The sequence below is a fragment of the Mesorhizobium loti CJ3sym genome (assembly GCF_000472785.1).
Classification (GTDB): Bacteria; Pseudomonadota; Alphaproteobacteria; order Rhizobiales; family Rhizobiaceae; genus Mesorhizobium; species Mesorhizobium loti_E.
Map to the genome: position 1 here is coordinate 276,162 of NZ_AXAL01000001.1, position 25,162 is coordinate 301,323.

25 protein-coding genes and 2 tRNA genes are annotated in these 25,162 nt (G+C 62.1%); 16 read left to right on the forward strand and 11 right to left on the reverse strand.

Translation table 11 applies throughout. The features are described 5' to 3' along the window. From A3A9_RS0101555 to A3A9_RS0101570, 4 genes are all read left to right on the forward strand, one after another. Window positions 1-438, forward strand: a complete 438-nt coding sequence (locus A3A9_RS0101555; protein ID WP_027057223.1) for a VOC family protein — start codon at window positions 1-3, stop codon at window positions 436-438. A 90-nt stretch (window positions 439-528) separates the two neighbouring features. Further along, window positions 529-1,557, forward strand: a complete 1,029-nt coding sequence (locus A3A9_RS0101560) for an ABC transporter substrate-binding protein (RefSeq protein ID WP_033838307.1) — start codon at window positions 529-531, stop codon at window positions 1,555-1,557. Further along, window positions 1,557-2,330: an ABC transporter ATP-binding protein gene (locus A3A9_RS0101565; RefSeq protein ID WP_027057225.1), complete on the forward strand. Its 774-nt coding sequence runs from the start codon at window positions 1,557-1,559 to the stop codon at window positions 2,328-2,330. Before A3A9_RS0101560 ends, A3A9_RS0101565 begins: the two co-directional genes overlap by 1 nt. Next, window positions 2,327-3,082 (forward strand): ABC transporter permease, encoded by a 756-nt coding sequence (locus A3A9_RS0101570; RefSeq protein WP_027057226.1) that lies wholly within the window; start codon window positions 2,327-2,329, stop codon window positions 3,080-3,082. The genes A3A9_RS0101565 and A3A9_RS0101570 overlap by 4 nt, the downstream gene beginning before the upstream one ends. 10 nt (window positions 3,083-3,092) lie before the next feature. Here the strand turns inward: A3A9_RS0101570 and A3A9_RS0101575 are convergent, their stop codons facing one another. Together A3A9_RS0101575 and A3A9_RS0101580 are read right to left on the reverse strand one after the other, a co-directional pair. After that, entirely contained in the window at window positions 3,093-4,307 is a 1,215-nt protein-coding gene (locus tag A3A9_RS0101575; protein ID WP_245278956.1) for a M20 metallopeptidase family protein, read from the reverse strand. Window positions 4,308-4,317: 10 nt separating this feature from the next. Then, window positions 4,318-5,496 (reverse strand): M24 family metallopeptidase, encoded by a 1,179-nt coding sequence (locus A3A9_RS0101580; RefSeq protein ID WP_027057228.1) that lies wholly within the window; start codon window positions 5,494-5,496, stop codon window positions 4,318-4,320. A gap of 223 nt (window positions 5,497-5,719) precedes the next feature. On the opposite strand from A3A9_RS0101580, the gene A3A9_RS0101585 reads away from it, so the two are divergent. The 6 genes from A3A9_RS0101585 (at window position 5,720) to A3A9_RS42285 (ending at window position 11,011) form a co-directional block, all read left to right on the forward strand. Next, window positions 5,720-6,886, forward strand: a complete 1,167-nt coding sequence (locus A3A9_RS0101585; RefSeq protein ID WP_027057229.1) for an ROK family transcriptional regulator — start codon at window positions 5,720-5,722, stop codon at window positions 6,884-6,886. Then, the gene (locus A3A9_RS0101590) at window positions 6,883-7,647 is read left to right on the forward strand and encodes an ATP-binding cassette domain-containing protein (protein ID WP_027028608.1); all 765 of its coding nucleotides are present in this window, start codon (window positions 6,883-6,885) and stop codon (window positions 7,645-7,647) included. The genes A3A9_RS0101585 and A3A9_RS0101590 overlap by 4 nt, the downstream gene beginning before the upstream one ends. 40 nt (window positions 7,648-7,687) lie before the next feature. Then, window positions 7,688-8,728, forward strand: coding sequence for a sugar ABC transporter substrate-binding protein (locus A3A9_RS0101595; protein ID WP_027057230.1), 1,041 nt, complete (start codon window positions 7,688-7,690; stop codon window positions 8,726-8,728). Window positions 8,729-8,846: 118 nt separating this feature from the next. Continuing rightward, on the forward strand, window positions 8,847-9,842 hold the full coding sequence (locus tag A3A9_RS0101600; protein ID WP_027057231.1) for an ABC transporter permease: 996 nt from the start codon (window positions 8,847-8,849) through the stop codon (window positions 9,840-9,842). A gap of 30 nt (window positions 9,843-9,872) precedes the next feature. Continuing rightward, on the forward strand, window positions 9,873-10,643 hold the full coding sequence (locus A3A9_RS0101605; protein WP_027057232.1) for an SDR family oxidoreductase: 771 nt from the start codon (window positions 9,873-9,875) through the stop codon (window positions 10,641-10,643). 137 nt (window positions 10,644-10,780) lie between these two features. Next, window positions 10,781-11,011, forward strand: coding sequence for a hypothetical protein (locus A3A9_RS42285; protein ID WP_082221795.1), 231 nt, complete (start codon window positions 10,781-10,783; stop codon window positions 11,009-11,011). 80 nt (window positions 11,012-11,091) lie between these two features. On the opposite strand, the gene A3A9_RS38050 is transcribed toward A3A9_RS42285, so the two are convergent. Together A3A9_RS38050 and A3A9_RS0101625 are read right to left on the reverse strand one after the other, a co-directional pair. Continuing rightward, window positions 11,092-11,910: a M15 family metallopeptidase gene (locus A3A9_RS38050; RefSeq protein ID WP_152536038.1), complete on the reverse strand. Its 819-nt coding sequence runs from the start codon at window positions 11,908-11,910 to the stop codon at window positions 11,092-11,094. A gap of 78 nt (window positions 11,911-11,988) precedes the next feature. Then, window positions 11,989-12,064, reverse strand: a tRNA-Val gene (locus A3A9_RS0101625). A gap of 217 nt (window positions 12,065-12,281) precedes the next feature. Here A3A9_RS0101625 and A3A9_RS0101630 point away from each other — a divergent pair. Beyond that, window positions 12,282-12,358, forward strand: a tRNA-Asp gene (locus tag A3A9_RS0101630). A gap of 214 nt (window positions 12,359-12,572) precedes the next feature. On the opposite strand, the gene rbsK is transcribed toward A3A9_RS0101630, so the two are convergent. Genes rbsK through A3A9_RS0101645 form a run of 3 tightly spaced genes read right to left on the reverse strand, consistent with a single transcriptional unit; the run spans window position 12,573 to window position 15,056 of the window. After that, the gene (gene rbsK, locus A3A9_RS0101635) at window positions 12,573-13,502 is read right to left on the reverse strand and encodes a ribokinase (protein WP_027057233.1); all 930 of its coding nucleotides are present in this window, start codon (window positions 13,500-13,502) and stop codon (window positions 12,573-12,575) included. Window positions 13,503-13,506: 4 nt separating this feature from the next. After that, a complete protein-coding gene (locus A3A9_RS0101640) occupies window positions 13,507-13,959 on the reverse strand; it encodes an RbsD/FucU family protein (RefSeq protein WP_027057234.1) in 453 nt (150 codons plus the stop codon). Between the two features lie 41 nt (window positions 13,960-14,000). Beyond that, on the reverse strand, window positions 14,001-15,056 hold the full coding sequence (locus A3A9_RS0101645) for an ABC transporter ATP-binding protein (protein WP_027057235.1): 1,056 nt from the start codon (window positions 15,054-15,056) through the stop codon (window positions 14,001-14,003). A 289-nt stretch (window positions 15,057-15,345) separates the two neighbouring features. Between A3A9_RS0101645 and A3A9_RS0101650 the strand changes: the two genes are divergently transcribed. From A3A9_RS0101650 to A3A9_RS0101665, 4 genes are all read left to right on the forward strand, one after another. Beyond that, entirely contained in the window at window positions 15,346-17,010 is a 1,665-nt protein-coding gene (locus A3A9_RS0101650; protein ID WP_027057236.1) for a sugar ABC transporter substrate-binding protein, read from the forward strand. Between the two features lie 89 nt (window positions 17,011-17,099). Then, window positions 17,100-18,221 carry a carbohydrate ABC transporter permease gene (locus tag A3A9_RS0101655; protein ID WP_027057237.1) on the forward strand — a complete coding sequence of 374 codons (1,122 nt, stop codon included), beginning with the start codon at window positions 17,100-17,102 and terminating at the stop codon, window positions 18,219-18,221. A 75-nt stretch (window positions 18,222-18,296) separates the two neighbouring features. Continuing rightward, complete coding sequence (locus A3A9_RS0101660; protein WP_027057238.1) at window positions 18,297-19,214, forward strand: carbohydrate ABC transporter permease; 918 nt, start codon at window positions 18,297-18,299, stop codon at window positions 19,212-19,214. 2 nt (window positions 19,215-19,216) lie between these two features. Next, window positions 19,217-19,531, forward strand: coding sequence for a hypothetical protein (locus A3A9_RS0101665; RefSeq protein WP_027057239.1), 315 nt, complete (start codon window positions 19,217-19,219; stop codon window positions 19,529-19,531). On the opposite strand, the gene A3A9_RS0101670 is transcribed toward A3A9_RS0101665, so the two are convergent. Both A3A9_RS0101670 and A3A9_RS0101675 read right to left on the reverse strand, forming a co-directional pair. Beyond that, entirely contained in the window at window positions 19,528-20,271 is a 744-nt protein-coding gene (locus tag A3A9_RS0101670; RefSeq protein ID WP_027057240.1) for a creatininase family protein, read from the reverse strand. The genes A3A9_RS0101665 and A3A9_RS0101670 overlap by 4 nt on opposite strands. Before the next feature lie 3 nt (window positions 20,272-20,274). Then, window positions 20,275-20,841 (reverse strand): SIS domain-containing protein, encoded by a 567-nt coding sequence (locus A3A9_RS0101675; protein WP_027057241.1) that lies wholly within the window; start codon window positions 20,839-20,841, stop codon window positions 20,275-20,277. A 179-nt stretch (window positions 20,842-21,020) separates the two neighbouring features. Here A3A9_RS0101675 and A3A9_RS0101680 point away from each other — a divergent pair, with 179 nt between their 5' ends. After that, the gene (locus A3A9_RS0101680) at window positions 21,021-22,043 is read left to right on the forward strand and encodes an aldo/keto reductase (protein WP_027057242.1); all 1,023 of its coding nucleotides are present in this window, start codon (window positions 21,021-21,023) and stop codon (window positions 22,041-22,043) included. Window positions 22,044-22,130: 87 nt separating this feature from the next. Here the strand turns inward: A3A9_RS0101680 and A3A9_RS0101685 are convergent, their stop codons facing one another. Next, a complete protein-coding gene (locus tag A3A9_RS0101685) occupies window positions 22,131-22,403 on the reverse strand; it encodes an HU family DNA-binding protein (protein ID WP_006201846.1) in 273 nt (90 codons plus the stop codon). A gap of 299 nt (window positions 22,404-22,702) precedes the next feature. After that, the gene (gene lon, locus A3A9_RS0101690) at window positions 22,703-25,114 is read right to left on the reverse strand and encodes an endopeptidase La (RefSeq protein WP_027028593.1); all 2,412 of its coding nucleotides are present in this window, start codon (window positions 25,112-25,114) and stop codon (window positions 22,703-22,705) included. Window positions 25,115-25,162 lie beyond the last annotated feature (48 nt).

Genomic DNA, 25,162 nt, shown 5'->3' on the forward strand with positions numbered 1-25,162 from the left:
ATGTCGCTCGGGACTGCATATCGAATTTCCGACGTCTGCCTGCTCGTCGCGGATATCGGGCGGACGGTGGATTTCTATGTCGACAAGCTCGGCTTCCGCTTGCGCCGCCGCGCCGAGGGTTTTGCCGACTTCCACAGCGAGGGCGTGACGTTGGCCGCCTGGGAGATCGACCATATCGGCCAGCATGCCGGCGTTTCGAAACTGCGGTCGCCGCGCCAAGCCCACAAGGTCTGTGTCGCCGTCCAGCTCGACGCGCCCAGCGAGATCGACCGGCTGCATGCCGAGCTGACGGCAAAGGGCGTGCCGTTCTATGGCCCGCCCGAAAACTATGTCTGGAACGCGCGTTGCGCCTATTTCACCGACCCGGACGACACGCTTTGGGAACTCTACGCCTGGCTCGACGGCGGCCCCGGCGACTACCACGACGAACAGCCGTAGACGACACCGCGCCAGGGGAACGGCGCGCAATGAAGAGACGAGACAGTCTTGCAACAGGAGCGAAAAATGAATGGGAACAATGACTACGAGATGAGTCGCCGTGGCTTCATGAAGTCCGGCCTGGCGGCTGTTGCCGTGGCATCGGGCGGAATGCAGCTGGTTCTGACGCCGGGCGCGAAGGCCGCTGGAAAGGTCGTTATCCAGTATGACTGGCTGATGTCCAACGGCCAGATCGGCGATATCGCCGCCGTCGCCAATGGCTACTTCAAGGATGCCGGGCTCGACGTGGAATTCAGCCCAGGCGGCCCCAACGCCTCGACGGTGCCGCCGGTGATCTCGGGCTCGGCACAGCTTGGCCAATTCTCCGAAACGCCGCAGCTCTATGCCGCGCGCGCCAGCGGCGTGCCGGTGAAGATCATTGCCTGCGGCTTCCGCACCGGCCCCTACGCGCTCACCTCAAAGGCCTCGAATCCGATCAAGGGCGTGGCCGACCTCAAGGGCAAGAAGATCGGCATCCAGCCGACGGCGCGTTTCGTCATGGATGAGATCCTGGCCAAGAACGGCTTGAGCGCGTCCGACCTCACCGTCATCAACGTGGGCTTCGACAAGGGACCGCTGGTGCGCGGCGATGTCGACGCCATTGGCGGCTGGATCACCAACACGCAGGCGCTGAGCGTCGTCGGCGACGACCGTATCGACCTTCTGGTGCGCGATCTCGGCCTGAGCTCCTACGCCGATGTCTATTTCGCCACCGATGCGGCGATCGAGAAGGACCCGGATACGCTGGCCAAGTTCATCGGCGCGGTCGCCAAAGGCTGGGGCTGGGTGCATGCCAACCCGCAGGAAGCGGTGAAGAAAATGGTCGCCGCCTATCCCGAAATGGACCTTGGCTGGGAACAGAAGACCGTCAACCTCGTGCTGAAACTCTCCTTCGACGGCGCGACCGCCAAGGACGGCTGGGGCACGTTCGATCCCGCCTCGATCGAAGAGCAGCTGGCATTGCTCGACAAGGTCGGCCAGTACCCGAACGGGCGCCCGAAGGCAGCCGATGTCTACACCACCAAGATCCTCGAACTTTCGGCTGCCGATCGGCCGAAACTCGACGCGCCCGCCGCCTGATGGCGCACGCGATCGAAGCCAGCCGCCTGGATGTCGGCTATGGCGGCCGCCAGGCGGCCGTCAAGGTGCTGTCCTGCCTCGACCTCACCGTCGAGGCCGGCTCCTTCCTGTCGATCCTTGGACCGTCCGGCTGCGGCAAGTCGACCTTGCTGCGCGTGGTCGCCGACCTGCTCGATCCGGTTGGCGGCACGATCAGCGTGCTTGGCGACACGCCGCATGCCGTGCGCTCGCGCCGTGATGTCGGCTTCGTCTTCCAGGATTCGACCTTGCTGCCCTGGCGCACGGTGCGCGACAATGTGCGTCTGCCGCTTGGCGTCGGGCAAGGCAGCCTGACGCGGAAAATCGAAGACCGCAGCGAGGAATTGCTGGAGTTGATGGGGCTGGCCGGCTTTGGTGAGCGCCTGCCGCACCAGTTGTCCGGCGGCCAGCGGCAGCGTGTGGCGATCGCGCGTGCCTTGCTTGGCCAGCCCAAGCTGCTGCTCATGGATGAACCGTTCGGGGCGCTCGACGAGATCACCCGCGACCGCCTCAACGACGAGCTTCTGAACCTTTGGCGGCGCACCGGCACGACGATCCTCTTCGTCACCCATTCGATTGCCGAAGCCGCCTATCTCGGCGAAAGGGTCATTGTGCTTGCCGCCAATCCCGGACGGCTGATCAAGGACCTGGACCTGCGGCCGCTCAAGCAGGACGGCAATCGCTGCTCGCGCGAAGACCCGGCAATCGTCGCCGCCATGGCAGAACTGCGGACCGCGCTGGAGCGGGCATCATGAGGCCCGCACCGCTCTCGCCGCAAATGGCAATAGCCCTGCCCGTTCTCGGCGCGGCGTCGCTGCTTCTCGCCTGGCAGTATTTGCTGCCGCTGCTCGGCGTGCCGGCCTATATCGTGCCGACCCCGACCGCGATCTTTGGGGTCTTCCAGAAGAATTTCGCGCTGCTCATGGACAATCTGAGACCAACGCTGATCGAGGCGCTGGCCGGCTTCGTCATCGGCAATCTGGCAGCCGTGCTGCTGGCCGTTCTGTTCGTGCACAACCGTATCCTGCAGGCCACCTATTTTCCGATCGTGCTGTTCTTCAACACGATTCCGATCCTGGCGCTGTCGCCGATCATCATCCTGATCTTCGGGCTGGGTATGACGCCCAAAATCGTTATCGCGGCGGTGATCTGCTTCTTCCCGACGCTGGTGAACATGATCCGCGGCCTGGATTCGGCCAGCGACAATGAGCACGAGCTGTTCCGCGTGCTGTCGGCGACACGCTGGGAGATCTTCTGGGGCCTGCGCCTGCCGCGCGCGCTGCCGATGCTGTTCTCCTCACTCCGCATCGCATCGGCAACGGCGGTGATCGGCGCCATCGTCGGCGAATGGATCGGCTCGGACAAGGGCCTCGGCGCGCTGATCATCCAGGCGAGTTTCAATTACCAGTCGGACCGGCTTTACGCGGCGATCGTGCTGTCATCTTGCCTGTCGATCACGCTGTTTTGCGCCATCGTGCTGGTCGAGCGCCGGGTCATCAAATACTGAACTGCTTTGATCAGCCGGTGCTTTCCGGTTGCGTCGACAGAAATCTGGTCGCTGCCACAACCAGGGTCGCCGCACCGACCTTCAAGGCGGCCTCATCGACACGAAATTTGGGATGATGAAGCGGAAAGACCGATCCGACCGCCTCGTTGCGGATCCCAAGGCGAAAATAGACCGAAGGACGCTTCTCGCTGAAGTAGCCAAAATCGTCCGCTATGGTCCATCCCGGCGTGTTGAGGACATTGTCGGCGCCGATACAGGCTCTGCCGCTGGCGGCGATCAGCTCGGCCATTTCGACATCGTTGACGACCCCCGGCTCGCCCTTGTGGATGGCGAGTTTTACGCTGGCGCCGTGACTCGCCGCCATGCCCTCCAGGATTTCGCGAACGCGGCGCCAGGCCCGCTCGCGAGTAGCATCGCTGCCGCTGCGGATAGTGCCTTTCAATGTCACCTTGCCGGCGATCACATTGTAGGCGCTACCGCTATTGATGCCGGTGACCGAAATGACGAGGGGATCGTAAGGATCGATCTCGCGCGAAACGATCTTCTGCAGCTCGCTCACCATGGAGCAGGCCACGGCAATCGCATCGACGCCTTCATAGGGTTTGGCCGCATGGGCTGCCTCGCCGATGACAACGGCATCGAACGTATCACACGCCAGCGTGTAGGGACCTGAACGGACCGCGATCTTGCCGGATGGCGTATAGGGATCGACGTGAAGGCAGATCGCGGCATCGACATCGTCGAGAAGCCCTTCTTCCACCACACGTTTGCCGCCAGAGGGCGAGTCTTCCTCGGCCGGCTGGAAGATGAGGCGCACGGTTCCGCCAAAATCGGCCCTTGATCGATGGAGATGCGCGGCAACCGCAAAACCCATCGATGCGTGGGCGTCGTGACCGCAGGCATGCATCACGCCGGGATTGGTCGACGCATAATCGACGCCGGATTCTTCTTCGATGGGCAAGGCATCGATGTCGGCCCGAATGGCAATCTTTCGGTTCGACGGCTTGCCGTTGCCGACAATATCGACGGCCAGGCCAAAGCCCGCGACGTCGCGAATGTCCGATATCCCCTCGCCAGCCAGCATCTGCCTGAGATAATTCTGCGTGTTGGCTTCGTGGTTCGACAATTCCGGATTGCGGTGCAAATGGCGGCGGATCTCGATCATCCGGTCGAGAATGCCGGCGTCGATATCGACCGCGCCGAGACTGGCAACGCCGCCTGCCATGGCCGACCCCTCAGGATTTGACACAGATCTCTCGCGGGAACTTCGTCAGCGTCTCATGGCCGGTTTCGGTGACCAGAATGGTCTCGCTGATCTCGATGCCCCAGCCATCCATCCACATGCCGAGGATGGAATGAACGACGTTGCCGGATTGAAGCACCGTCTTGTCGCCTGGCCGCAGGCTGATCGTGTGTTCGCCCCAATCCGGTGGATAGGCGACGCCGATGGAATAGCCGATGCGCGACTCCTTCTTCAGCCCGTAGCGTTGAATGACCTTGCGCCATGCGCCCTCAACCGCCTCGGCAGTCGTTCCAGGCCTCACCGCGTCGAGCACCGCGTCCATGCCTTCGATCACCGCCTTTGCCGTATCCGCGACACGCGTCGGCGTCTTGCCGAGCTGCATCGTTCTCGCCAGCCCGGCCGCATAGCGGCGGCAGACACCGGCAAGTTCGAGTGCAATCGTTTCGTTATCTCCGAACCGCCGGTCGCTCCACATGATGTGCGGCGCGGAAGCATTCTCGCCACCAAGAATGGTCGGTGGAAGAGCGGTGATGTCGCCGGCGAAGTCCGGGCTGCCAGCGATCTGCGCCGCCTGGATGGCGGCAATCGCATCGCATTCACGCACGCCGGGCGCGATCACCTCGAAGGCCCGCGCCACCGCAGTCTCGGCCAGGGTCGACGCCTTGCGCAGATAGGCGATCTCGGGCGCCGATTTGACCGCGCGGATCCAGTTCATCAGCAGATCCGCGTCGTGCCATTTCGCATTGGGAAGCCCGGCGACCAGCCGGGCATGCGCTTTCGGCGAGAAATAATAGGCTTCGAGTTCGATACCGATGTGCCTGACACCCCAGCCCTTGGCGACGATCCAGCTCGCGATCCAGTCCATGGGATGGCGATCCGCCCGCTGAACATGGTCTTCCGGGAAGCCAACCACGTTTTCGGGCTTCATCCAGGCCGTGAGAAGGCCACCGGCCGCATCCATGGCGCGCCCGATCCAGACCGGCTCGACCTCCTCGAGCGGGATCAGCACCACCTGCGGGGTGTAGAATGACCAGCCATCATAGCCGGTAATGTAATGCTGGTTGGCAACGTCGTTGACGATCAGGAGTTCGAGACCGCGCTTCGCCATCTCGGCGCGGATATTGGCAAGCCGCTGCTGGTATTCGTCGCGGGCAAACGGCAGTTCGATCATCTCTACTCCATGCCTTGGTGGGTCAACGGTTACGAGGTTCGCTCACCCTTGAAGCGGTTTTGTCATGGCGGCAATCGGCCAAAGGCGACAGGTGAACAGGTCCTGGGCCGAGTGCGACCTGTGGCCTTCCCCGAGCTGGGATGCGGCTTTCAATTTATTTTTGAATTCCATTTGACTGAATAAATCTTTGATGCGAACCTGACGCCAACTGGGGGCGCAAGGCATGGCATTGCGAGGGACCAATCAGGAGTTCGGGCGGCCGTACAACCGGCGCATCGTGCTTGAGTCCATCCGCCTGCATGGACCGATCGCCCGCGGCGAGATCGCTAGCCGCGTCGGGCTTACCGTCCAGACCGTATCGACCATCGTTCGCGAACTGGAAGAACAGGGCTACATCCTCTCGCTCCGCGAAGAGCCGAAAGGGCGCGGCCTGCCTCCGGCGACGCTGCGCATCAATCCCGAGGGCGGCTATGCCGTCGGCATCCACATCACCCCTCTCGGCATCAATGCCGCCTTAATCAATTTGAGCGGCGACGTGATCGAGAGCACCTATCGCGAGGCCCCGAACGCGACGCCTGACCATGCCTTCGACCTGATCGGCGCGATGGTGATTGAATTGACCAGGTTGCGGGCTGGAGGACGCGTTCTCGGGGTCGGCCTGGCCCTGCCCGGTCCGTTCGGTGTCGAATCCATGAGTTTTGTCGGTCCGACCACCATGACCGGCTGGAAGGATGTGGCGCTGCGCGAGCGGCTGGCAGCCTCGACCGGACTGCCGGCCTTCTTCGAAACCGACATGGCAGCGGCAGCCATGGGCGAGCGGCTCTACGGCCTCGGCTCTCAATTCTCAGAATATTACTACCTCTATTTCGGCGTCGGCCTTGGCGGCGCCATGGTGCATGACGGCAGCGTGCAGCGTGGCGCCTGGGGAAATGCGGGCGAGGTCGGGCATATCCCTGTCGTTCCCGGCGGCGAAGCTTGCCCTTGCGGCAATAGCGGCTGCCTTGAAAGATACCTCTCGCTGGAAGCGCTCCGGCGCTGGAATGGCACAGAGGCCGATTGGGTCGCGGACGTCGCGCCGATCTTTCGCAATGCCATCGCCGTCATCGAAAACCTGTTCGACCCGGAGACGGTCATCCTTGGCGGGCTAGCGTCCACCGATCTGCTCGAACGGCTGGCTGGTTCGACAGACGACCTGCACAACTCCGTCTCGGCGCGCAAGGACCGCACGACGCCCCGGGTCATGGTCGCGCGCGGCGGGCAGCATTCGGTGTTGCGAGGTGCTGCCGCCCTTGCGGTTTCCGGAGTGCTGTCGCCGCGCTTCGGCCAGATGTTCGCCGCCGAGCGCGAACGCGGTCGCGATCCCCTCGCGGCCAAGGAGATTGCCGCATGAGCGAACCGCTGCTGGTGCTCGACAACGTCACCAAGAACTACGGTGCGATCGAAGCGCTGAAGGGGATCAGTTTTTCCATCGGCAAGGGCGAGGTCGTGGCGTTACTCGGCGACAACGGCGCCGGCAAGTCGACTCTGGTCAAGATCATCGCCGGTGGGCTTGAGCCGACCTCGGGCCGCATGCTGTTCGAGGGCAAGGAATTTCTGGCACGGTCGCCGGCCGAGGCTAAGGCGGCGGGCATCGAAACCGTCTACCAGGACCTGTCGCTCTGCACCAATGTCGACGTGGTCGCCAATTTCTTCATGGGCCGCGAGATCACCAGGAAGGTCCTTGGCATTCCGGTGCTCGACGAGCGCGCCATGGAGGCGGTCGTCGAAAAGGCGCTGGCCAGCGCCGGCACCCGCATTCCTTCCCTGCGCACCAATGTCGAGCACCTCTCGGGCGGCCAGCGCCAGGCCATCGAACTCAACCGCTTCGTGCACTGGGGCGGCAAGCTGGTGCTGCTCGACGAGCCGTTTGCCGCCCTTGGCGTCGAGCAGACGCGGCGCGGCCTCGACATGATCCGCCAGGTGGCGAGCCAGGGCATCGGTGTCGTCATCATCACCCACATCATGCAGCAGGCTTTTCAGGTCGCCGACCGGATCGTGGTGATCCGGCAAGGCGTCGTGGCGGGCGATGTCGCACGCAACAAAACAAGTCCCGATGCGGTGATCAACATGATCACCGGGGAGACGCTTGCCGGTGCCGGACCGGCGGGCTGAGGGACAAAAGAGGGGTCCGGCTTAACAGGGAGCCAACGACATGAAGCGAATACTTCTTGCTGTCTTCGGCATCCTGGCACTGGCCTTTGCCACGCTCACGCCGGCATTCGCCCAGTCCAAGGGTGTCGTCTATTACATGGTGCCGACGCTGCTCGACGAGTTCCAGACCGGCTCGGTGAGCGCGCTGGAGCTGTTCCTCAAGCAGACCGGCTATGAGATGAAGACGCTGAACGCCGACAACAAGACCGACGCGCAGCAATCGCAGATGAACGACGTCATCGCGCTCAAACCGGCGGCGATCATCCTGGCCGCCGTCGATTTCAACGCGCTGAAACCGTCCATCGAGGCCGCACGTGCCGCCGGCATTCCGGTGGTCGAGTTCGACCGCCAGATCACCTCCACGCCGTCCGACTTCACCTCGGTCGCCGGAACGGTCGAGATCGGCTATGTCGCGGCCGACCAGGCCGAGAAACTGCTGAAAGCCAAGAACGGCTCGGTGAAGGGCAAGGTGCTGCAGGTGCTTGGCGACCCCGGCGACCCCTACACGCTCGACATCCAGAAAGGCTTTGAGGAGAAGATGAAGGCGTTTCCGGACGTCAAGATCATCTCGCTGCCGGCCATGCAGTGGGAAGCAAGCAATGCCGGCACCATCGTCGCCGACCAGATGCTGGCCAACCCCGACATCGACCTGATCTTCAGCCATGCCGCGCATCTCTCGGTCGCCGCCGTCGCCTCGCTCGAGGCTGCCGGCAAGAAGCCGGGCGACGTCATGCTGATGAGCTCGAACGGCGCGCCTGTCGGCCTCGACCTGATCCGCAAGGGTTGGCTCAACGTCGAAGTCGAGCAACCGCTTTACGCACAAGCCGCGGCTGTCGCCATGTTCATGGACAAGGTGGTCAAGAAGCAGGAAATCAAGCCCGGCGAATATGACGTGCTTGGCCTGAAGTCGACCGTGACCAAGGAAGCCTGGGGCCCGAACATCAAGATCCCGGGCGCCGCAATCACCAAGGAAAACGTCGACAATCCGGCCTTCTGGGGCAACCAGAAGCCGCCGACGGACACCGTCAAGTCAGTCGAATAGGCACATCGCCTGAAACGCTCCGGGCCATCTCGGTCCGGAGCCAACCCTGCGCAATTCCAATCCGCGCCTGATCCCTGCGAGAATCGCTCTCCGGATCATGCGCCAGCCGGATCAGCCAATGAACCCCCGCACCCGCCATGCCCTGGAGTTCGTACTCGACAACCTCGTCTGGTTCATGCTGCTGTTCGTGCTGGTGGTGTTTTCCATCTTCATCCCGAACTATTTCCAGCTCGGCATCTTCGCCAACATCATCGAGGCCTCGAGCGTGCTGGGCGTCATGTCGATCGGCCTGGCGCTGGTCATCATCGCCGGCCATATGGACCTGTCGGTCGAATCGGTGGCGGCGCTCAGCGCCATGGCGGTCGGCATCCTGTTCTGTTCGTCGGGCATCGGCATGGGCGTCCAACTGCATCCGGAATGGCTGATGGTTCCGGTGTCGCTGCTGCTTGCGCTGGCCGTGGGCGGCCTGATCGGCGCCTTCAATGGCTATCTGGTGGTCAAGGTGAAGATGAGCGCCTTCATCATCACGCTGGCCTCCTACATCTGGGTGCGCGGCCTGGTGCTGGTCATTTCCGGCGGCCGCTCGGCGCAGGATCTGGCCCCTGCCATCCGCTGGTTCGGCATCCAGCGCCTGATCGGCCTGCCGCTCACCGCCTGGATCGCCATCGCCTGTTTCGTGATCTTCTCGCTGATCATGGCCAAGACGCCGTTCGGCCGCCACCTCGTGATGATCGGCGGCAACGAGACGGCGACCTTCCGTGCCGGCATCCGGGTGAACCGCAATCTCATCATCGCCTTCGTGCTTGCCGGCGCCATCGCCGGCCTCGCCGGCTGGCTGCTGGCGATCCGCACCTCCGGCGCCACCGCCAATCTTGGCGTCGGCCTGCTGTTCAATGCCTTCGCGGCGGTCGTCATCGGCGGCGTCAGCCTCAAAGGCGGGGTCGGCACGCTACCCGGCGTCTATGCCGGCGTGCTGCTGCTCTCGGCCATCAACACGGCGATCAATCTGATGGGGCTGCCGGCCAACTTCACCCAGGTCATCCATGGCCTGCTGGTGCTGGCCGCGGTGCTGCTCGACGCCTTCAAGCAAACCATTCGCCAAAGATTGGCATGACAGGACCACTCGCATGACAGGAAGGCGGGCATGACCGGACGACTGAAAGACAGAGTGGCGCTGATCATCGGCAGCGCGCGCGGCATCGGCAAGGGCATTGCGCTGCGCTTCGCCGAAGAAGGCGCGAAGCTGTTGCTCGCCGACAGCGAGGCCGAGGCCGGACAAGCAACCGCCGACGGGCTCGGCGTCCCCTTCATCCGCACCGACATCTCGCAAATGGCCGACGCTGAAGCCGCTGTGGCGCTGGCGCTCGAACAGCACGGCCGGCTCGACATCATCGTGCAGAATGCCGGCATCTATCCCTGGCAATTGATCGAGAACACCAGCGTCGATGATTGGGATCGCGTCATGGCGGTCAATCTGCGCGGCACGTTCAATGCCACCCGCGCAGCACTGGTGCCGATGAAGGCGCAGCGCTACGGGCGCATGCTCTACACCTCCTCCATCACCGGGCCGCATGTCACCAGCCCGGGCCATGGCCACTACGCGGCGACCAAGGCCGGCATCAACGGCTTCATCCGCTCCGCGGCGCTCGAATTCTCCGGCTATGGCATCACCGTCAATGGCGTCGAGCCCGGCAATATCCTGACCGAAGCCATCCAGCAGCACCGGGGTGCCGCCTACATCAAGAACATGGAGGATTCCATCCCGCTCGGCCGGCTCGGCAGCCCGCGCGACGTCGCCAATGCCTTCCTGTACCTCGCCTCCGACGACGCCAGCTACATCACCGGCACGACGATTGTCGTCGATGGCGGACAATTGCTGCCGGAGGGCAAGGATTTCCGGATGGTGCCGCCGTGATCCTTGCCTCGCGGCCACGAACAGGTTGATTCGGCGCTCCGCATAGTGGCTGGCAAGCACTCCCTTATAGGTTGCATGGAACGCAAGCGCCTCCCAAAGGTTGTTTATCAAGTGCTAATCAAGGGAGGGACTTGAGAATGGCCAACAGAATCAGAACCGATCATATCTATCAGCGGGCTCATGCTTTGGCAGAGGGCGGTATTTATCAGTCTCCAGCCGAGATCGTTGCAGCGTTGCTGGCTGAAGGTTATCCGGAGGCCGCCGAGTTGTTGAACTCCGAAAACATCCGTGCCGACCTTCGCCGGGTTTGTGGTGCGGCGACTGCTAGCGGCCAGCAATGCGCCACAAATCTGGGGCTTCGTTATTGATGTTTATATGGCTGCATCGGGAATTTCGGCATGTTTGGCCGAGCAAACGCGCTTCACGGCTGGCGGCCGCCGACGCCTGATCAGCTGGATTTCTCGTAAAACAGCAATTCAGGCCGGTATTCAAAATGCATGGTGTCGTAGTGATACCAGCGGCCGCCCCATATGAAGCCGTTTTTCTCGAACAGTTCGACGATCGCGAGCGGAATGCGATTCTTGAAGGGAATGTGTGCCTTGGGGTTGGCTTTGTTTCTGTTGTTGTACCAGTAATCGGAGAAGCCGACGTTGATATCGAAGGCAGCCCCGAAAGAGTGGACGCTCAACCGGTCTGTGCCTGCGATGGGCCGCCAGACAAAACCGCCGCCGGGCTTGAGCCCGTAACGGCTCAAATCCGCGGGCATCGCCTCCAGGGCGTCAGAGACCTTTGCCAGCCGGTCGTTGATGCCAAAAACCCTGGTGACCTGCGCCGTCTTTTTGCCAAGTTTCGGCAGCCATTTGACGTTGGCGATGTGCTTGCCCACTTCCGCGGCGCTTGCGCCATAGAGCTTCTCGAAGAAGGCCTCGTTGCGGATACGGCCGGGATCGAAATCCTCCGTCGGAACCAGCGCGCCAGCACTTGCCTTGGGATAGACGTAGCGAAACATGTCCTCGATATCGGGGTTTTCCAGCAGCGCGTCGGCGTCGCGCGTCTTGCCGTCGTCCCACACCATCGTGGTGCCGTCGGTCCAGGTCAGGACATTGCCCGAGATGGTGAAAAGGCCGGGATAGGCCTTGAGCAAGGCGGCCTTGGCGGCCGGCTGGTCCACGCCGTCGCCGGCATCTGTCGCGTGCGCCAAGCTCGCCTGACCAAAAGTCGCCAGAATGATCATCAGCAGCAGCGTGCATCCCGAACGGCTAACCATTGTCCTGTCTCCTGCAAGGCTCAACAGCAACACTACGCTTCGTCATTGACGCTGCGATAGCCTGATCATGTGAAGGAATGGTGGGCGATGACGGGCTCGAACCGCCGACATCTTCGGTGTAAACGAAGCGCTCTACCAACTGAGCTAATCGCCCGCTCCGGCGCGGACCTTTAAGCGGTCGGGACCGGCTTCGCAAGGCCAAATGAGCGTGGGTCGCGCTGGTTGTGGGCCGTATTTGCGAACAAAACGCCGGCTGTCAAAAAACCTTCTCCAGTTTGCTGTTATGATGGTTTGGTGCGCTTGACACCCGGTGGCGAACCCCTTATCCAGCGGCCCAACGACGAACACGGCTGACACGTGCTCGTCAATGCGCGGGTGTAGCTCAGTTGGTTAGAGTGCCGGCCTGTCACGCCGGAGGTCGCGGGTTCGAGCCCCGTCACTCGCGCCATTTCTCTCAAGGGTTTCAAACCCTTGGCTTCAGAGAAATGCCGACATTGAAATGTCAAAAAGTCTTTTGAATGAAGCAATTCAGGTCCGGTCGGATCTGAATTCAATCCTCATAAATCGAACTGCGATCCTTCTCGCCGGCAGGCCGAAAGACAGCTTGTCGCGCTAAGCCGCACCTCAAGCATTGGCTGCGGCCCACTCCTTCCGATACGTCATTATCCCTTTGCCAGCAGCGCCTCGACCTCCTGCAGCGTCGGCATCGACGGCGACGTGCCCGGACGCGTCACCGAAATGCCGGCGACGGCGCAGGCAAAGCGCACAGCCTGCAGCGGCTCGACGCCTCGCGATAGGGCCGCGGCGAAGCCGCCGTTGAAGGCGTCCCCCGCACCGGTGGTTTCGACCACCGGCCCGGCACTGACGGCGGCGACATGTTCGGAGCGGCCCTTCGTGTGCAGCAGCGCTCCCTTGTCGCCCAGCGTGACGATGACCGTGCCGACGCCCTTGTCGAGCAGCTTGTCGGCGGCGCGGCGCGCCTCGTCGACCGAGGAGACTTTCAGTCCCGTCAATTCCTCGGTCTCGGTCTCGTTGGGCGTGAGATAGTCGCAGAGCGTGTAGATGCGGTCGGGAAGCTTTGCGGCGGGGGCCGGGTTGAGAATGGTCGTCACCCCTGCCCGGCGCGCGATCTCCAGCGCCCGAAGTGCTGCATCGATCGGCTGTTCGAGTTGCGTGACAAAAACGCCGGCACTGCTGATCAGATCCCTGTTGGCTTCGATATCCTCCGGCGAGATCAGCATGGCCGCACCAGGGCTGACGATGATGGCGTTGTTGCCGGTTGCCTCCTCGACGAAGATGTAGGCGGCGCCCGTATAGCTGTCCGGTGTGTCGATGACCGCGCTTTTCACCCCGGCATCCTTCCAGGTCCGCTTGGCCATGTCGGCGAAGGCATCGACACCGAGCCGGGTCAGGAAGGTGGTGTCGGCGCCGAGCTTGCCCGCCGCCACCGCCTGATTCGACCCTTTTCCGCCTGGCCCCAGCTTGAACGAATTGCCGAGGATCGTCTCGCCCAAGCGCGGCTGGCGATCGGCGCGATAGGCGGTATCGGCGACGAAGACGCCCAATATGACGACAGGCTTTCCGGCTGTCATGGCCCTACTCCGCATCCGGCGGGATGACGCCCTTGCGGAAAGCGAAGCAGCCATAGAAACGGCGCTCGCCGGTCTGGATGACGCAATAGGCCCGCTTGGCGCGCTCGTAGAAGGCGTAGCGCTCGACCGCCAGCATCGGCCAGGATTTGCCCTCGGCGGCGTCGATCTCCTTTTGCACTTCCTTCTGCACCGGCGGAATCTCGCCGGGCTTGCCGACGATCTCCATGCGCGCGGCGGAATCATCGACGAATGTATCCAGCGGATAGAGCGACAGCACCGCCTTCACCACCTCGGCCGCCGGTGCATCGATGCGCAGGAGACGGCCGAGCGCTGTCTGGCGCGCCACCGAATCGGAGGGAAAGTTGGTGTCGGCGATGATCAGGTCGTCGCCATGTCCCATCGCCCGCAATGCCTGCAGCACGTCGGCATTGAGCAACGGATGAATCCCTTTGAGCATGATGGTCCTCGTGAAGTCGTTTGAGATCAGAGACGTTGAGATCAGAGACGCTGGCCGGTCTCGGCGTCGAACAGGTGGATCTGGTCGAGCCTCGGCTTCAGGGTCAGCGTGTCGCCCGGCTTGAAGTCGTGACGCTCGCGAAAGAGCGCCACCATCTCGCCGTCGCCGAAGCGCAGGAACACCAGCGTTTCCGAGCCGGTCGGCTCGACCACCGAAATCTTCGCCGGCACGCCGTCGGGGTGGATCTCGAGATGTTCGGGGCGAATGCCGTAGACGACGGCCTGCCGGTCCTGCGCGGCATTGTCGGCAATCGGGAACAGTGTGCCCGCGATGTCGACGCCGGGCTTGTCTCCCTTGCGCACGACACCCTTGAGCAGGTTCATCGAAGGCGAACCGATGAAGCCGGCGACGAACAGATTGGCCGGCCGATCGAACAGCTCCAATGGCGCGCCGACCTGCTCGATGCGGCCGTCGCGCATGACGACGATCTTGTCGGCCATGGTCATGGCCTCGATCTGGTCGTGGGTGACGTAGATGGTGGTGGTCTTCAGCCGCTGGTGAAGTTCCTTGATCTCGGTGCGCATCTGCACGCGCAGCTTGGCATCGAGATTGGAGAGCGGCTCGTCGAACAGGAACACTTGCGGGTTGCGCACGATGGCGCGCCCCATCGCCACGCGCTGGCGCTGGCCGCCCGACAGTTGCCGAGGATAGCGCTTCAGATAGGGGTTGAGGTCGAGGATGTCGGCGGCGCGCTTGACCCGCTCGGCAACCACCGCCGGATCGGTTTTCCGCAATTTCAGGGCGAATGCCATGTTCTGCTCGACCGTCTTGTGCGGATAGAGCGCATAATTCTGAAAGACCATGGCGATGTCGCGTTTTGCCGGCGGCAGATGATTGACGACGCGGTCGCCGATGGCGATCGTGCCGCCGGAGACGGTCTCCAACCCGGCCACCATTCTCAGCAACGTGGACTTGCCGCAGCCCGACGGGCCGACCAGCACCACGAACTGCCCGTCGGCAATATCGACGCTGACTTCGTGCAGAACCTTGACGGTTCCAAACGCCTTGGCCACCTTGCTGATCGCGACTTGAGCCATGTACTCCCCTTCCGGCTCCCAGTGCCGTAGGCGCAGAAGCTAACCAACGCGACCTGTCAGGGCAAGTCGGTCCCTTATAGATAAAAACCCGTTCTCGTTGACACGGCATCCGGTTGTGAGAATAGTGACAGCGCTGGTCCAAATGTCGGAGCCAATCCGCAATCGGAACTTAAATCGAGCAGGTGGGGTCCTGCATAATTTTGTCTACGAGCCGGGAGAACCGCTGGCGCTCCAGCGTCCGACAGGTTGGTCACATCCATTCACACTGATGTTCTGGGAGGAATAGTCGATGAGAGCAGATATTTACGAGAAGCTGGTTCGTCTCGGCGCTACGAGGCGCGACGTCCTGAAAGGCGCGGCCAGCATGGCCACCGTCGCGGCGGCATCCGGCGCTGGCCTGGGCGCCTTCACGCGTCCTGCCTCCGCGGCAAGTGAACTTCGTGCGAAAATCCTGCAGATTCCCGGCGTTGGCAAGGGCCAGCCGACCGATGCGGATTTCCAGAAGGTCGGCGAGCTCTGCCTCGATGCGACCAAGGCAAATGTCAAGGAAGGCGAATTTGCCGGCGTCGAGCTCAAGTTCATGGGCCTCAACAACCAGAACCTGCACAACGTGCTGTTCCGCGGCTTCCTGAAGCCGTGGGAAGCCTATACTGGCGCCAAGATCAGCTGGATCGACCTCGCCCAGGCCGACTACAACGCCCGCTTGCAGCAGTCGATTGCCACCGGAACTGTCGACTTCGACATTGCCGAAATGGGCGCGCCTTTCGAAGGCGATGTCTGCGGCAAGGGGCTCACTTCGGAAATGCCCGACTGGGTCAAGAAACAGATCGATATCGATGACCTCGTCAATTATCTGAAGCCTCCAGTCGGCACCTGGGATGGCAAGCAATATCGCGTGACGATTGACGGCGACACGCACAATTTCAACTACCGCACCGACGTGTTCGCCGACGCGGATCTCGCCAAGCAGTGGAAGGACGGCGGCGGTGTCGGCGAATGGGGGGTGCCGAAGACCTGGCAGCAGGTCCAGGCCGTGACCAAATTCCTCAAGGGCAAGAAATTCAAGGGCCAGGATGTCTACGGCTATCTCGACGCACCCAAGCCCTGGGGCGGTTTCGGCTTCTACTTCCTCGGCAGCCGCGCCACAGCCTACGCCAAGCACCCTGACGACAAGGCGTGGCTGTTCGACGCCGACACGATGAAGCCGCGCGTCAACAACCCGGCCTGGGTGCGCGCCATCCAGGACGTGATCGACGCGCTGCCGTCCGAACCCGCCGACCAGATCAATGCCGATCCGAACACAACCGGTTTCCAGCAGTTCCTGGCGGGAACCGGTTCAATGATCCCCTGGTGGGGCGATATCGGCTCGAACGTCAAAACCAACGACTCTTCTGTCATTGGCGACCTTTGCGGCTTCGACATCCTGCCGGGCTCGGATGACGTCTACAATTCCAAGACCGGCAAATGGGACAAGCTGCCAAGCGGACCGAACTACGCGCCGAACCTCGCCTATCTCGGCTGGGGGGTCTATGTCATGGCCCGCGTCGACAGCGATCCAAAGAAGCAAAAGGCTGCCTGGAGCGCAGCGGCGCATTTGGGCGGCAAGGATCTGGCGATCTGGACGGCCATGTATCCGTCCGGCTTCCAGTGCTACCGCAACAGCCAGCATGACATCGATGAATGGGTGGCCGCCGGCTACGACAAGGCATTCATCACGAACTACCTCGATTCCCAGTTCAACTCCTACAACCATCCGAACGGCGCGATCGAGCCGCGCATCCCCGGCATCTTCCAGTATTACAGTGCTGCCGAGGACATCCTGGCCAACACCTTCGCCGGCAAGATGAAGGCGCAGGAAGGGGCTGACGCCATTGCGGCAGCCTGGGAAAAGCTGACCGACCAGATCGGTCGCGAAAAGCAGGTCAAGCTCTACAAGGCCTCGCTCGGCGTGTAGGCTGCGCTATGAACCGTGGTCCGGCGGTAACGCCGGACCACAGCCTCCGGCTCCGGCTCCAAGAGGGGCCTTCCAAACGGGCGAGATTTGTGGCTGACCAGACTTCGACCGCAAACCAGTGGCCGGCAGATGCCGCCCCCTACGATCTGATCTCTCCAGCCCGTAAACGGCTTGGCTGGGCGCTGATGGCCGTCGCAACGCTCGGCCTGCTGACGACGATCGTGCTCGAGATCCTGTACAAGACCGAGACCGACACGATCGGCTTCGAGACCTGGCGTCCGGTCGTCTATGCCTATGTGCTGTGGGGCGTGGCGCTCGGCATCGGCCAGGTGCTGACGCGCGGCGAGGACGGCCAGCGTGCGCTGTTCCTGCTGCCGGCGCTGCTGTTCACCATCGCCATGGTGATCTTCCCGACGCTGTTCGGCTTCTACATCGCGCTGACCGACTGGAACCTGAGTTCGTTTTCGGGCCGCAAATTCAACGGGCTCGACAATTTCTGGCAGATGCTGGGCGATCCCTACTATCGCAACGCGCTGTTCAACATGGTGCTCTATGTGCTGGCGGTGCTGGTCGAATATGTCATCGCCTTTGGCCTGGCGCTGTTGCTCAATGCGCAGATCCGAGCACGAAAATTCTTCCGCGTCGTGTTCCTGATGCCGCTGATGCTGTCGCCGGTCGCCGTGTCGTGGATGATCGGCAAATCGCTGATGGAGTACCGGTTCGGCCCAGCCGCGACGCTGGCGCGCCATCTCGGCTGGGAAAATCCCGCCTTCTTCTCGGATCCGATCACCGCGCGCATCTCAGTCATGATACTGGATGCCTGGACCTTCATCCCATTCATGATGATCATGCTTCTGGCCGGCCTGCAGGCGATGTCGCGCGAGGTGCTGGAGGCCGCACGGGTTGACGGCGCCAATGCCTGGCAGACCTTCTGGCAGGTCACCTTTCCGCTGATGCTGCCGGTGTCGGTGACGGCGGTGATCCTGCGCATCATCTTCAAGCTGAAGCTTGCCGACATCATCATCACCGTGACCTCGGGCGGGCCCGGTGGCGCCACCGATTCCGTCTCCAGTTTCATCTACCGCGAATACCGCGACCGCTCGAATGTCGGCTACGGCACCATGCTGGCGATGGCCTATCTCGTCATCATCGTCGTGTTCGTGACCTGGCTCTTGAAATTCGCCAACCGCTTCGTGCGCAACGTCAACTGAGCAATTCCAGGAAAAGTGTGAAACGGTTTTCCGCCCGGAATTGCGTCAAAATAAAGAGTTAGAGCGGCCGGGATCATGAGCGTTCAAACCACCGAATACACCGTTTCCGAAATCCGCTCTCCGGCGAGCTTCATCACCAGCCGTGTCTTCATCTATGGCGCGCTTGTCTTCTGGGCCTTTATCTGCCTGTTCCCGATCTACTGGACGATAACGACCTCGTTCAAGTCCGCGGTCGACGTCACGCAGGGCCATCTCATCCCCTTCATCGACTTCCAGCCGGACTGGAAGGGCTGGCGATCGCTCGGCCTCTCGCCGGACTCGATCTTCCAGACCTCCACGGTGCGTGACGAGTTCTTCAAGCGCTTCATGAATTCGGTGATCACCTCGGTCGGGGCGTCGAGCCTTGCCATCGTCATCGGCAGCCTGGCGGCCTACGGCCTCACGCGCTACCGCTATCACTTCGCCTGGTTCAAGAACGAAGACATCTCCTTCTTCTTCCTGTCGCAGCTGATCCTGCCGCCGGTGGTGCTGGCCTTGCCCTTCCTGGTGCTTTACCGGGAAGTCGGCCTGCTCGACACGCGCATCGGGCTGATCCTGCTCTACACGCTGATGGTGCTGCCGATCGTCATCTGGATCATGCGCGACCAGTTCAACTCGATCCCCGTCGAACTGGAGGAAGCAGCCCTCGTCGACGGCCTGTCGATCTGGGGCGCGTTTTTCCGCATCGTCATGCCGATCGCGCTGCCGGGCATGGTCGCGGCCTTCATCCTGGCGATGGTGCTGTGCTGGAACGAGTATTTTTTCGCCGCGCTTTTGACCTCGACCGATGCCAAGACCATTCCCGTCATGGTGGCGAGCCAGACCGGCTCACAAGGCATCAACTGGTGGTCGATGGCAGCGCTCGCCACGGCCGCGATTGCGCCACTGGCGGTCATCGGCATCGCGCTGGAACGCTATCTCATCATGGGCATGACCGCGGGAGCCGTGAAGTAATCATGGCCGGCCCATATTGGTTCGCACGCAATATCCGTGTTGGCCATGTCGGCCGTGACCGCTACGGCAAGGGCGTGATGCCGATCGCCTGGCAGGGCCGCGCGGTCATTGCCGGTTTTGTGCTGGCGATGCTCTGCGGCGGCCTGCTCATGGCCCTGGTAGGTTTTTACGCCAACCACCTTGCTGTCAGCGTAGCCCTCTATGTCATCCTGGCAATAGCCGGCGCCGGCACGTTCATCTGGGCCGTGGCAACCAAAAGCGATCCCGACAAATCCATCGCCGACTACCGGGCGGAGCGGCTGAAAAACCGGGCTTAGGCTTTCAGGGTCGCCCGCAGGTGATCCATGATCATGGCTACGCCCTTCTGCCCAAGTTCCGCAGATGCATCCTTGGCGTCAGCCGTATACCAGCCGGTGTTATCTCCGAAGCGAGCGGCGTCGACAGCCTCCGGGCATAGCCCCAACATCAGCGAGGTCTCGCCGATCCCGGCATGGTCGAACGGGTAGTGGCCGTTCATGGTGGCAGGCATCAGCGGATGCACCTGCACCCAATTAAAGAAATTCTCCCCTTCGGCGTGTCCGGCATAGTAGTCCGCCATGTCCTTCGAGCCCCACCAGCCCTCGCCGCGCTGCTTCTCGAGGAAGCGGAAGATCGCCTGGCGACCGGCGGTCTTGAAGGCGAGATCGGTCGGCATGCCGGCGGCAAAGTTCTCGGTCTGGTGGTGGATGATGGCATGGATGTTGCGAAAGCCGATGCGCAGCAGGCTGTAGAACAGCTCCTCGCCAAACGGTGCCAGTTGATTGCCGCCGACCTGCACCGAACCCGTGCCTTCCGGCGCAGCCACCGCGTAGCTCGCCGCGCCATAGTAGAAGGGCGGCAGGATGACGACGTCCCTCTCCTTTTCGAACAGCTCCAGCGTCTTGATGACGGCCAGCGTGTCCATGCCGACGGCCATGTGCTCGCCATGGTATTCGAGCACGCCGAGCGGCAGGGCGACCGGCCAATTCTGCGCGATCGCCTTGCGGATCTGGTGCGGCAGCATCAGTTCATAGCGCATGATCTATTCCATGTTGGTGTGGCGGGCGCGCATGGCTTCAGGCGATGCACCGGTCAGGGATTTGAGTTTCAGCACCATCACCTCGAACAGCAGGAACAGCGCCCCTTCGAACACCGAGCCCATCGGCAGCACCGACGTTTTCTGCGACCCCTGGTCATTGGCCATGGTCTGGGCCGGGATGAGCAGCGTGAAATCCGCGCGCTTCGCAGCGCTGCTTTCGGGTTGAGCGGTCAGCAGCAGGTTGGCGGCGCCGGCGTCGTGTGCGACCTGCATCAGGGTGAGCACGGTCGAGGCTTCTCCTGGTCCGGAGCTGGCCAGGAAGACATCGTGCGGCCCCAGAGGTGGCGTGTTCATGTCGCCGACTACGGAGACCGGGAGGCCCAGATGATAGAGCCGCATGGCAAAGCCCTTGACCTGCAGGGCTTCACGGCCGCAGCCATAGACAACAATCTGCCCGGCATCGGCCAGCATCTTGCAGGCAGCGTCGATGCCCCCTTCATCCACGCGCCCCAGCACGCCGCCGAGCTCGTCGAGCGCGATCTTGAACAGGTTTTCGTTCTTCTCGCTCACGGCAACCAGCCCTCGAAATTCGTCCTGGATTTTTCCAAGAACAGCTTGATTTCGTTCATGCTAGCAACCGCGAAAATGCGTGTCCAACGCTGCGCGGCGCTTTTGCCTGATCACAGGCATGATAGTGTCATGTCTGACAAATCAGCCCATACACATCAACCCTTGGAAAATTGCAGGACATGAAGACACGGCATTTCGACCGCATCGGCAATGGCGGCATCACATTCACGGAACTCGGCTTCGGCACGGCGCCACTCGGCAATCTCTACCGTGCCGTGTCGGACGAGGATGCCAATGCTACCTTGGAGGCCGCCTGGGCGACCGGCTGCCGCTACTACGACACCGCGCCGCTCTACGGGCTTGGCTTGTCGGAAACACGGCTCAACCCGTTCCTGCGCGGCAAGAAGCGTGACGACTATGTGCTTTCGAGCAAGGTCGGTCGCCTCATGCGTGCCTGCCCGCCGGAGGAGCGCACCGGGATCGGCAAGTTCTTCGACACGCCAACGCGGCGCGAGGTGTACGACTACAGCTACGATGGCGTCATGCGCTCCTTCGAAGCCTCACTAGAGCGCCTTGGCGTCGATCGGATCGACATCCTGTTCGTGCACGATGTCGACATCTTCACCCATGGCAGCAAGGAGGCGTCCGACCGGCGCATCGAGGAGTTCATGCGCTCGGGCTATTACGGGCTGCTGTCGCTGCGCGATCAGGGCGTCATCAAGGCGTTCGGCGGCGGCATCAATGAATGGCAGGTTGCCCAGACGCTGGCCGAGCGCGGCGATTTCGACCTTTTCCTGCTTGCCGGGCGCTACACGCTGCTGGAACAGGAAGCGCTGACGTCCTTCCTGCCGCTCTGCCAGAAACGTGGCATCAGCATTGTGCTGGGCGGCCCCTACAATTCCGGCATCCTGGCAACGGGACCGAAGCCCGGCGCCTATTACAATTACTCCGAAGCGCCGCAGGACGTGCTCGACCGCGTGGCGCGCATCGAGGCGGTCTGCAAGCGCCACAGCGTGCGCCTGATCGAGGCGGCGTTACAATTTCCGCTGCTGCATCCGTCGGTCGTGTCGGTGATCCCTGGCGGCCAGCGGCCCGCGGAAGTCGAGAGCAACCGCGCGCTGCTCGATGCGAAACTGCCAGTTGCACTCTGGGCCGACCTCAAGAAGGAAGGCCTGCTCCATCACGACGCGCCAACCGCTTAAGCCGGCGATCGCTCGCGTCCACGAAAGGCGTAAAAAATGAAAAGCCGGGCAAGCCCGGCTTTTCTGTCTCTGAAAATAAAAAGGCGCTTAGTTGACTGCGTCCTTGAGGCCCTTGCCGGCCGAGAACTTCGGCACAGTGCGTGCCGGAATCTTCACTTCGGCGCCGGTCTGGGGATTGCGGCCGGTCGAGGCCGCACGCTTTGACACGGTGAAATTGCCAAAGCCGACAAGCCGGACATCGCCGCCCTTCTTCAGTTCGCCGGTGATCACGGAAAATACCGCATCGACCGCCGACTGCGCGTCACCCTTCGAAATGCTCGCGGCGTCGGCGACAGCGGACACCAGTTCGTTCTTGTTCATAAAAATTCCCTTCCATGAGAACACCGGAACTAACGACTCATCCGGCAGGAAACGGACTTTAGAAAGAAGCGTTCCCGCAACCAAGTCGAAAAGGCAGGAAAAAAGCGGAAAAAGCCCGGAAATGGTGGATTCTTCACATGAAAAAGCCGGGCGCGAGGCCCGGCTTTCTGTTTGTGCGCTGCAACTTTAGCAAATGTTAACGCATGGCCCCGAAAACCGACGTCGGTTTTCGGAAAGGACCATGCGCAAGTCCTAAGTGTTAGAGCGTCCTTTGCGCGTCCAAGTGGACGCGCGGCGCTCTAATGCGCAAGCGACTTTCCAGCGTCGTCGGCACTGTCGGTCGAGGCCGGCGGATTGACCGGTTCGACCCATTCGATCGGCTCCGGCATACGCACCAGTGCATGGCGCAACACCTCACCGACGCGTGAGACCGGAATGATCTCCATGCCGTTCTTCACGTTGTCCGGAATCTCCGCCAGATCCTTGGCGTTGTCTTCCGGGATCAGCACCTTCTTGATGCCGCCGCGCAGTGCGGCAAGCAACTTCTCCTTGAGGCCACCTATCGGCAAGATGCGGCCGCGAAGCGTGATCTCGCCAGTCATCGCCACATCGGCCCGGACCGGAATACCGGTCATTACCGACACAATGGCGGTCGCCATGGCGGCACCCGCGGACGGGCCGTCTTTTGGCGTAGCGCCTTCCGGCAAGTGGACGTGGATGTCGCGCTTGTCGAACAGCGGCGGCTCGATGCCGAAATCGATGGCTCTGCTGCGGACATAGGAGGCCGCTGCCGAAATCGATTCCTTCATCACGTCGCGCAGATTGCCTGTCACCGTCATACGGCCCTTGCCGGGCATCATGACGCCTTCGACCGTCAGCAGCTCGCCGCCGACTTCCGTCCAGGCAAGCCCGGTAACGACACCGACCTGATCGTCAGCCTCGACCTGACCGAAGCGGAAGCGCTGAACACCGAGGTAGTCGGCAAGGTTTGCCGCCGTGATGCTCACCGTCTTCTTCTTCGTCTTCAGGATCTCGGTCACCGCCTTGCGCCCGAGCTTCATCAGCTCGCGCTCCAGGCTCCTGACGCCCGCTTCACGGGTGTAAGTCTGGATGATGGCGCGGATCGCATCCTCGCCGACGGAGAATTCCTTCGGCTGCAGTGCGTGATCGCGGATCACCTTCGGCATCAGGTGCCGCTTGGCGATCTCGATCTTCTCGTCCTCGGTGTAGCCGGCGATACGGATGATCTCCATGCGGTCCATCAAGGGCGCAGGGATGTTCAGCGTGTTCGCCGTCGTCACGAACATCACGCTCGACAGGTCGTATTCGACCTCGAGGTAATGGTCCATGAACGTCGAGTTCTGTTCGGGATCGAGCACCTCGAGCAGCGCCGACGACGGATCACCACGGAAGTCCTGGCCCATCTTGTCGATCTCGTCGAGCAGGAAGAGCGGGTTGGACTTCTTCGCCTTCTTCATCGACTGGATGACCTTGCCGGGCATCGAGCCGATATAGGTGCGCCGATGGCCACGGATCTCAGCCTCGTCACGCACACCGCCCAGCGCCATGCGGATGAATTCGCGACCGGTCGCCTTGGCGATCGACTTGCCGAGCGAGGTCTTGCCGACGCCGGGAGGGCCGACGAGGCACAGGATCGGCCCCTTCAGCTTCTTCTGACGGCTCTGCACGGCCAGGTATTCGACGATACGGTCCTTGACCTTGTCGAGTCCGAAATGGTCGGTGTCGAGCACGTTCTGCGCGTAAGCCAGGTCCTGCTTGACCTTGGAGTTCTTGCCCCACGGGATCGACAGCAGCCAATCGAGATAGTTGCGCACGACGGTGGATTCAGCCGACATCGGCGACATCGTCCGCAGCTTCTTCAGTTCGGCGTCCGCCTTTTCGCGGGCCTCCTTGGAGAGCTTGGTCTTCTTGATGCGTGCCTCGATCTCGGCGGCCTCGTCGCGGCCGTCCTCGCCTTCGCCGAGCTCCTTCTGGATCGCCTTCATCTGCTCGTTGAGGTAGTATTCGCGCTGCGTCTTCTCCATCTGGCGCTTGACGCGCGAGCGGATGCGCTTCTCCACCTGCAGGACGGAGATTTCAGCTTCCATGAAGCCCATCGCCTTTTCCAGCCGCTCCTTGACCGAGAGCGTGGCCAGCATTTCCTGCTTTTCAGGTATCTTGATGGCGAGGTGCGAGGCAACCGTGTCGGCGAGCTTGGAATAGTCGTCGATCTGGCTGGCAGCGCCAACCACTTCAGGCGAGATCTTCTTGTTCAGCTTGACGTAGTTCTCGAAGTCGGTGACGACCGAGCGGGCCAGCGCCTCAACCTCGACCTCTTCCTCTTCCGGCTCGACCAGCGCCGTGGCGCGGGCTTCGTGGAAGTCGGGACGATCGGTGAAGGAAACGATTTTCGCACGCGAGGCGCCCTCGACCAGAACCTTGACGGTGCCGTCGGGCAGCTTCAGCAATTGCAGCACATTGGCGAGCGTGCCTATGTCGAAGATCGCATCGGGCTCGGGATCGTCATCGGCGGCATTCATCTGGGTGGCGAGCAGGATCTGCTTTTCCTGACCCATCACCTCTTCCAGCGCCTTGATCGACTTTTCGCGCCCGACAAAGAGCGGAACGATCATGTGCGGGAACACCACGATGTCACGCAGCGGGAGGACTGCGAAGACGCCGTCGCTGGGAGCCTTGGATATTTTGGCCATTGTCCAACCTTTCATGTCGCGGCCGCCATTCAGCCAACCGCGAATCTT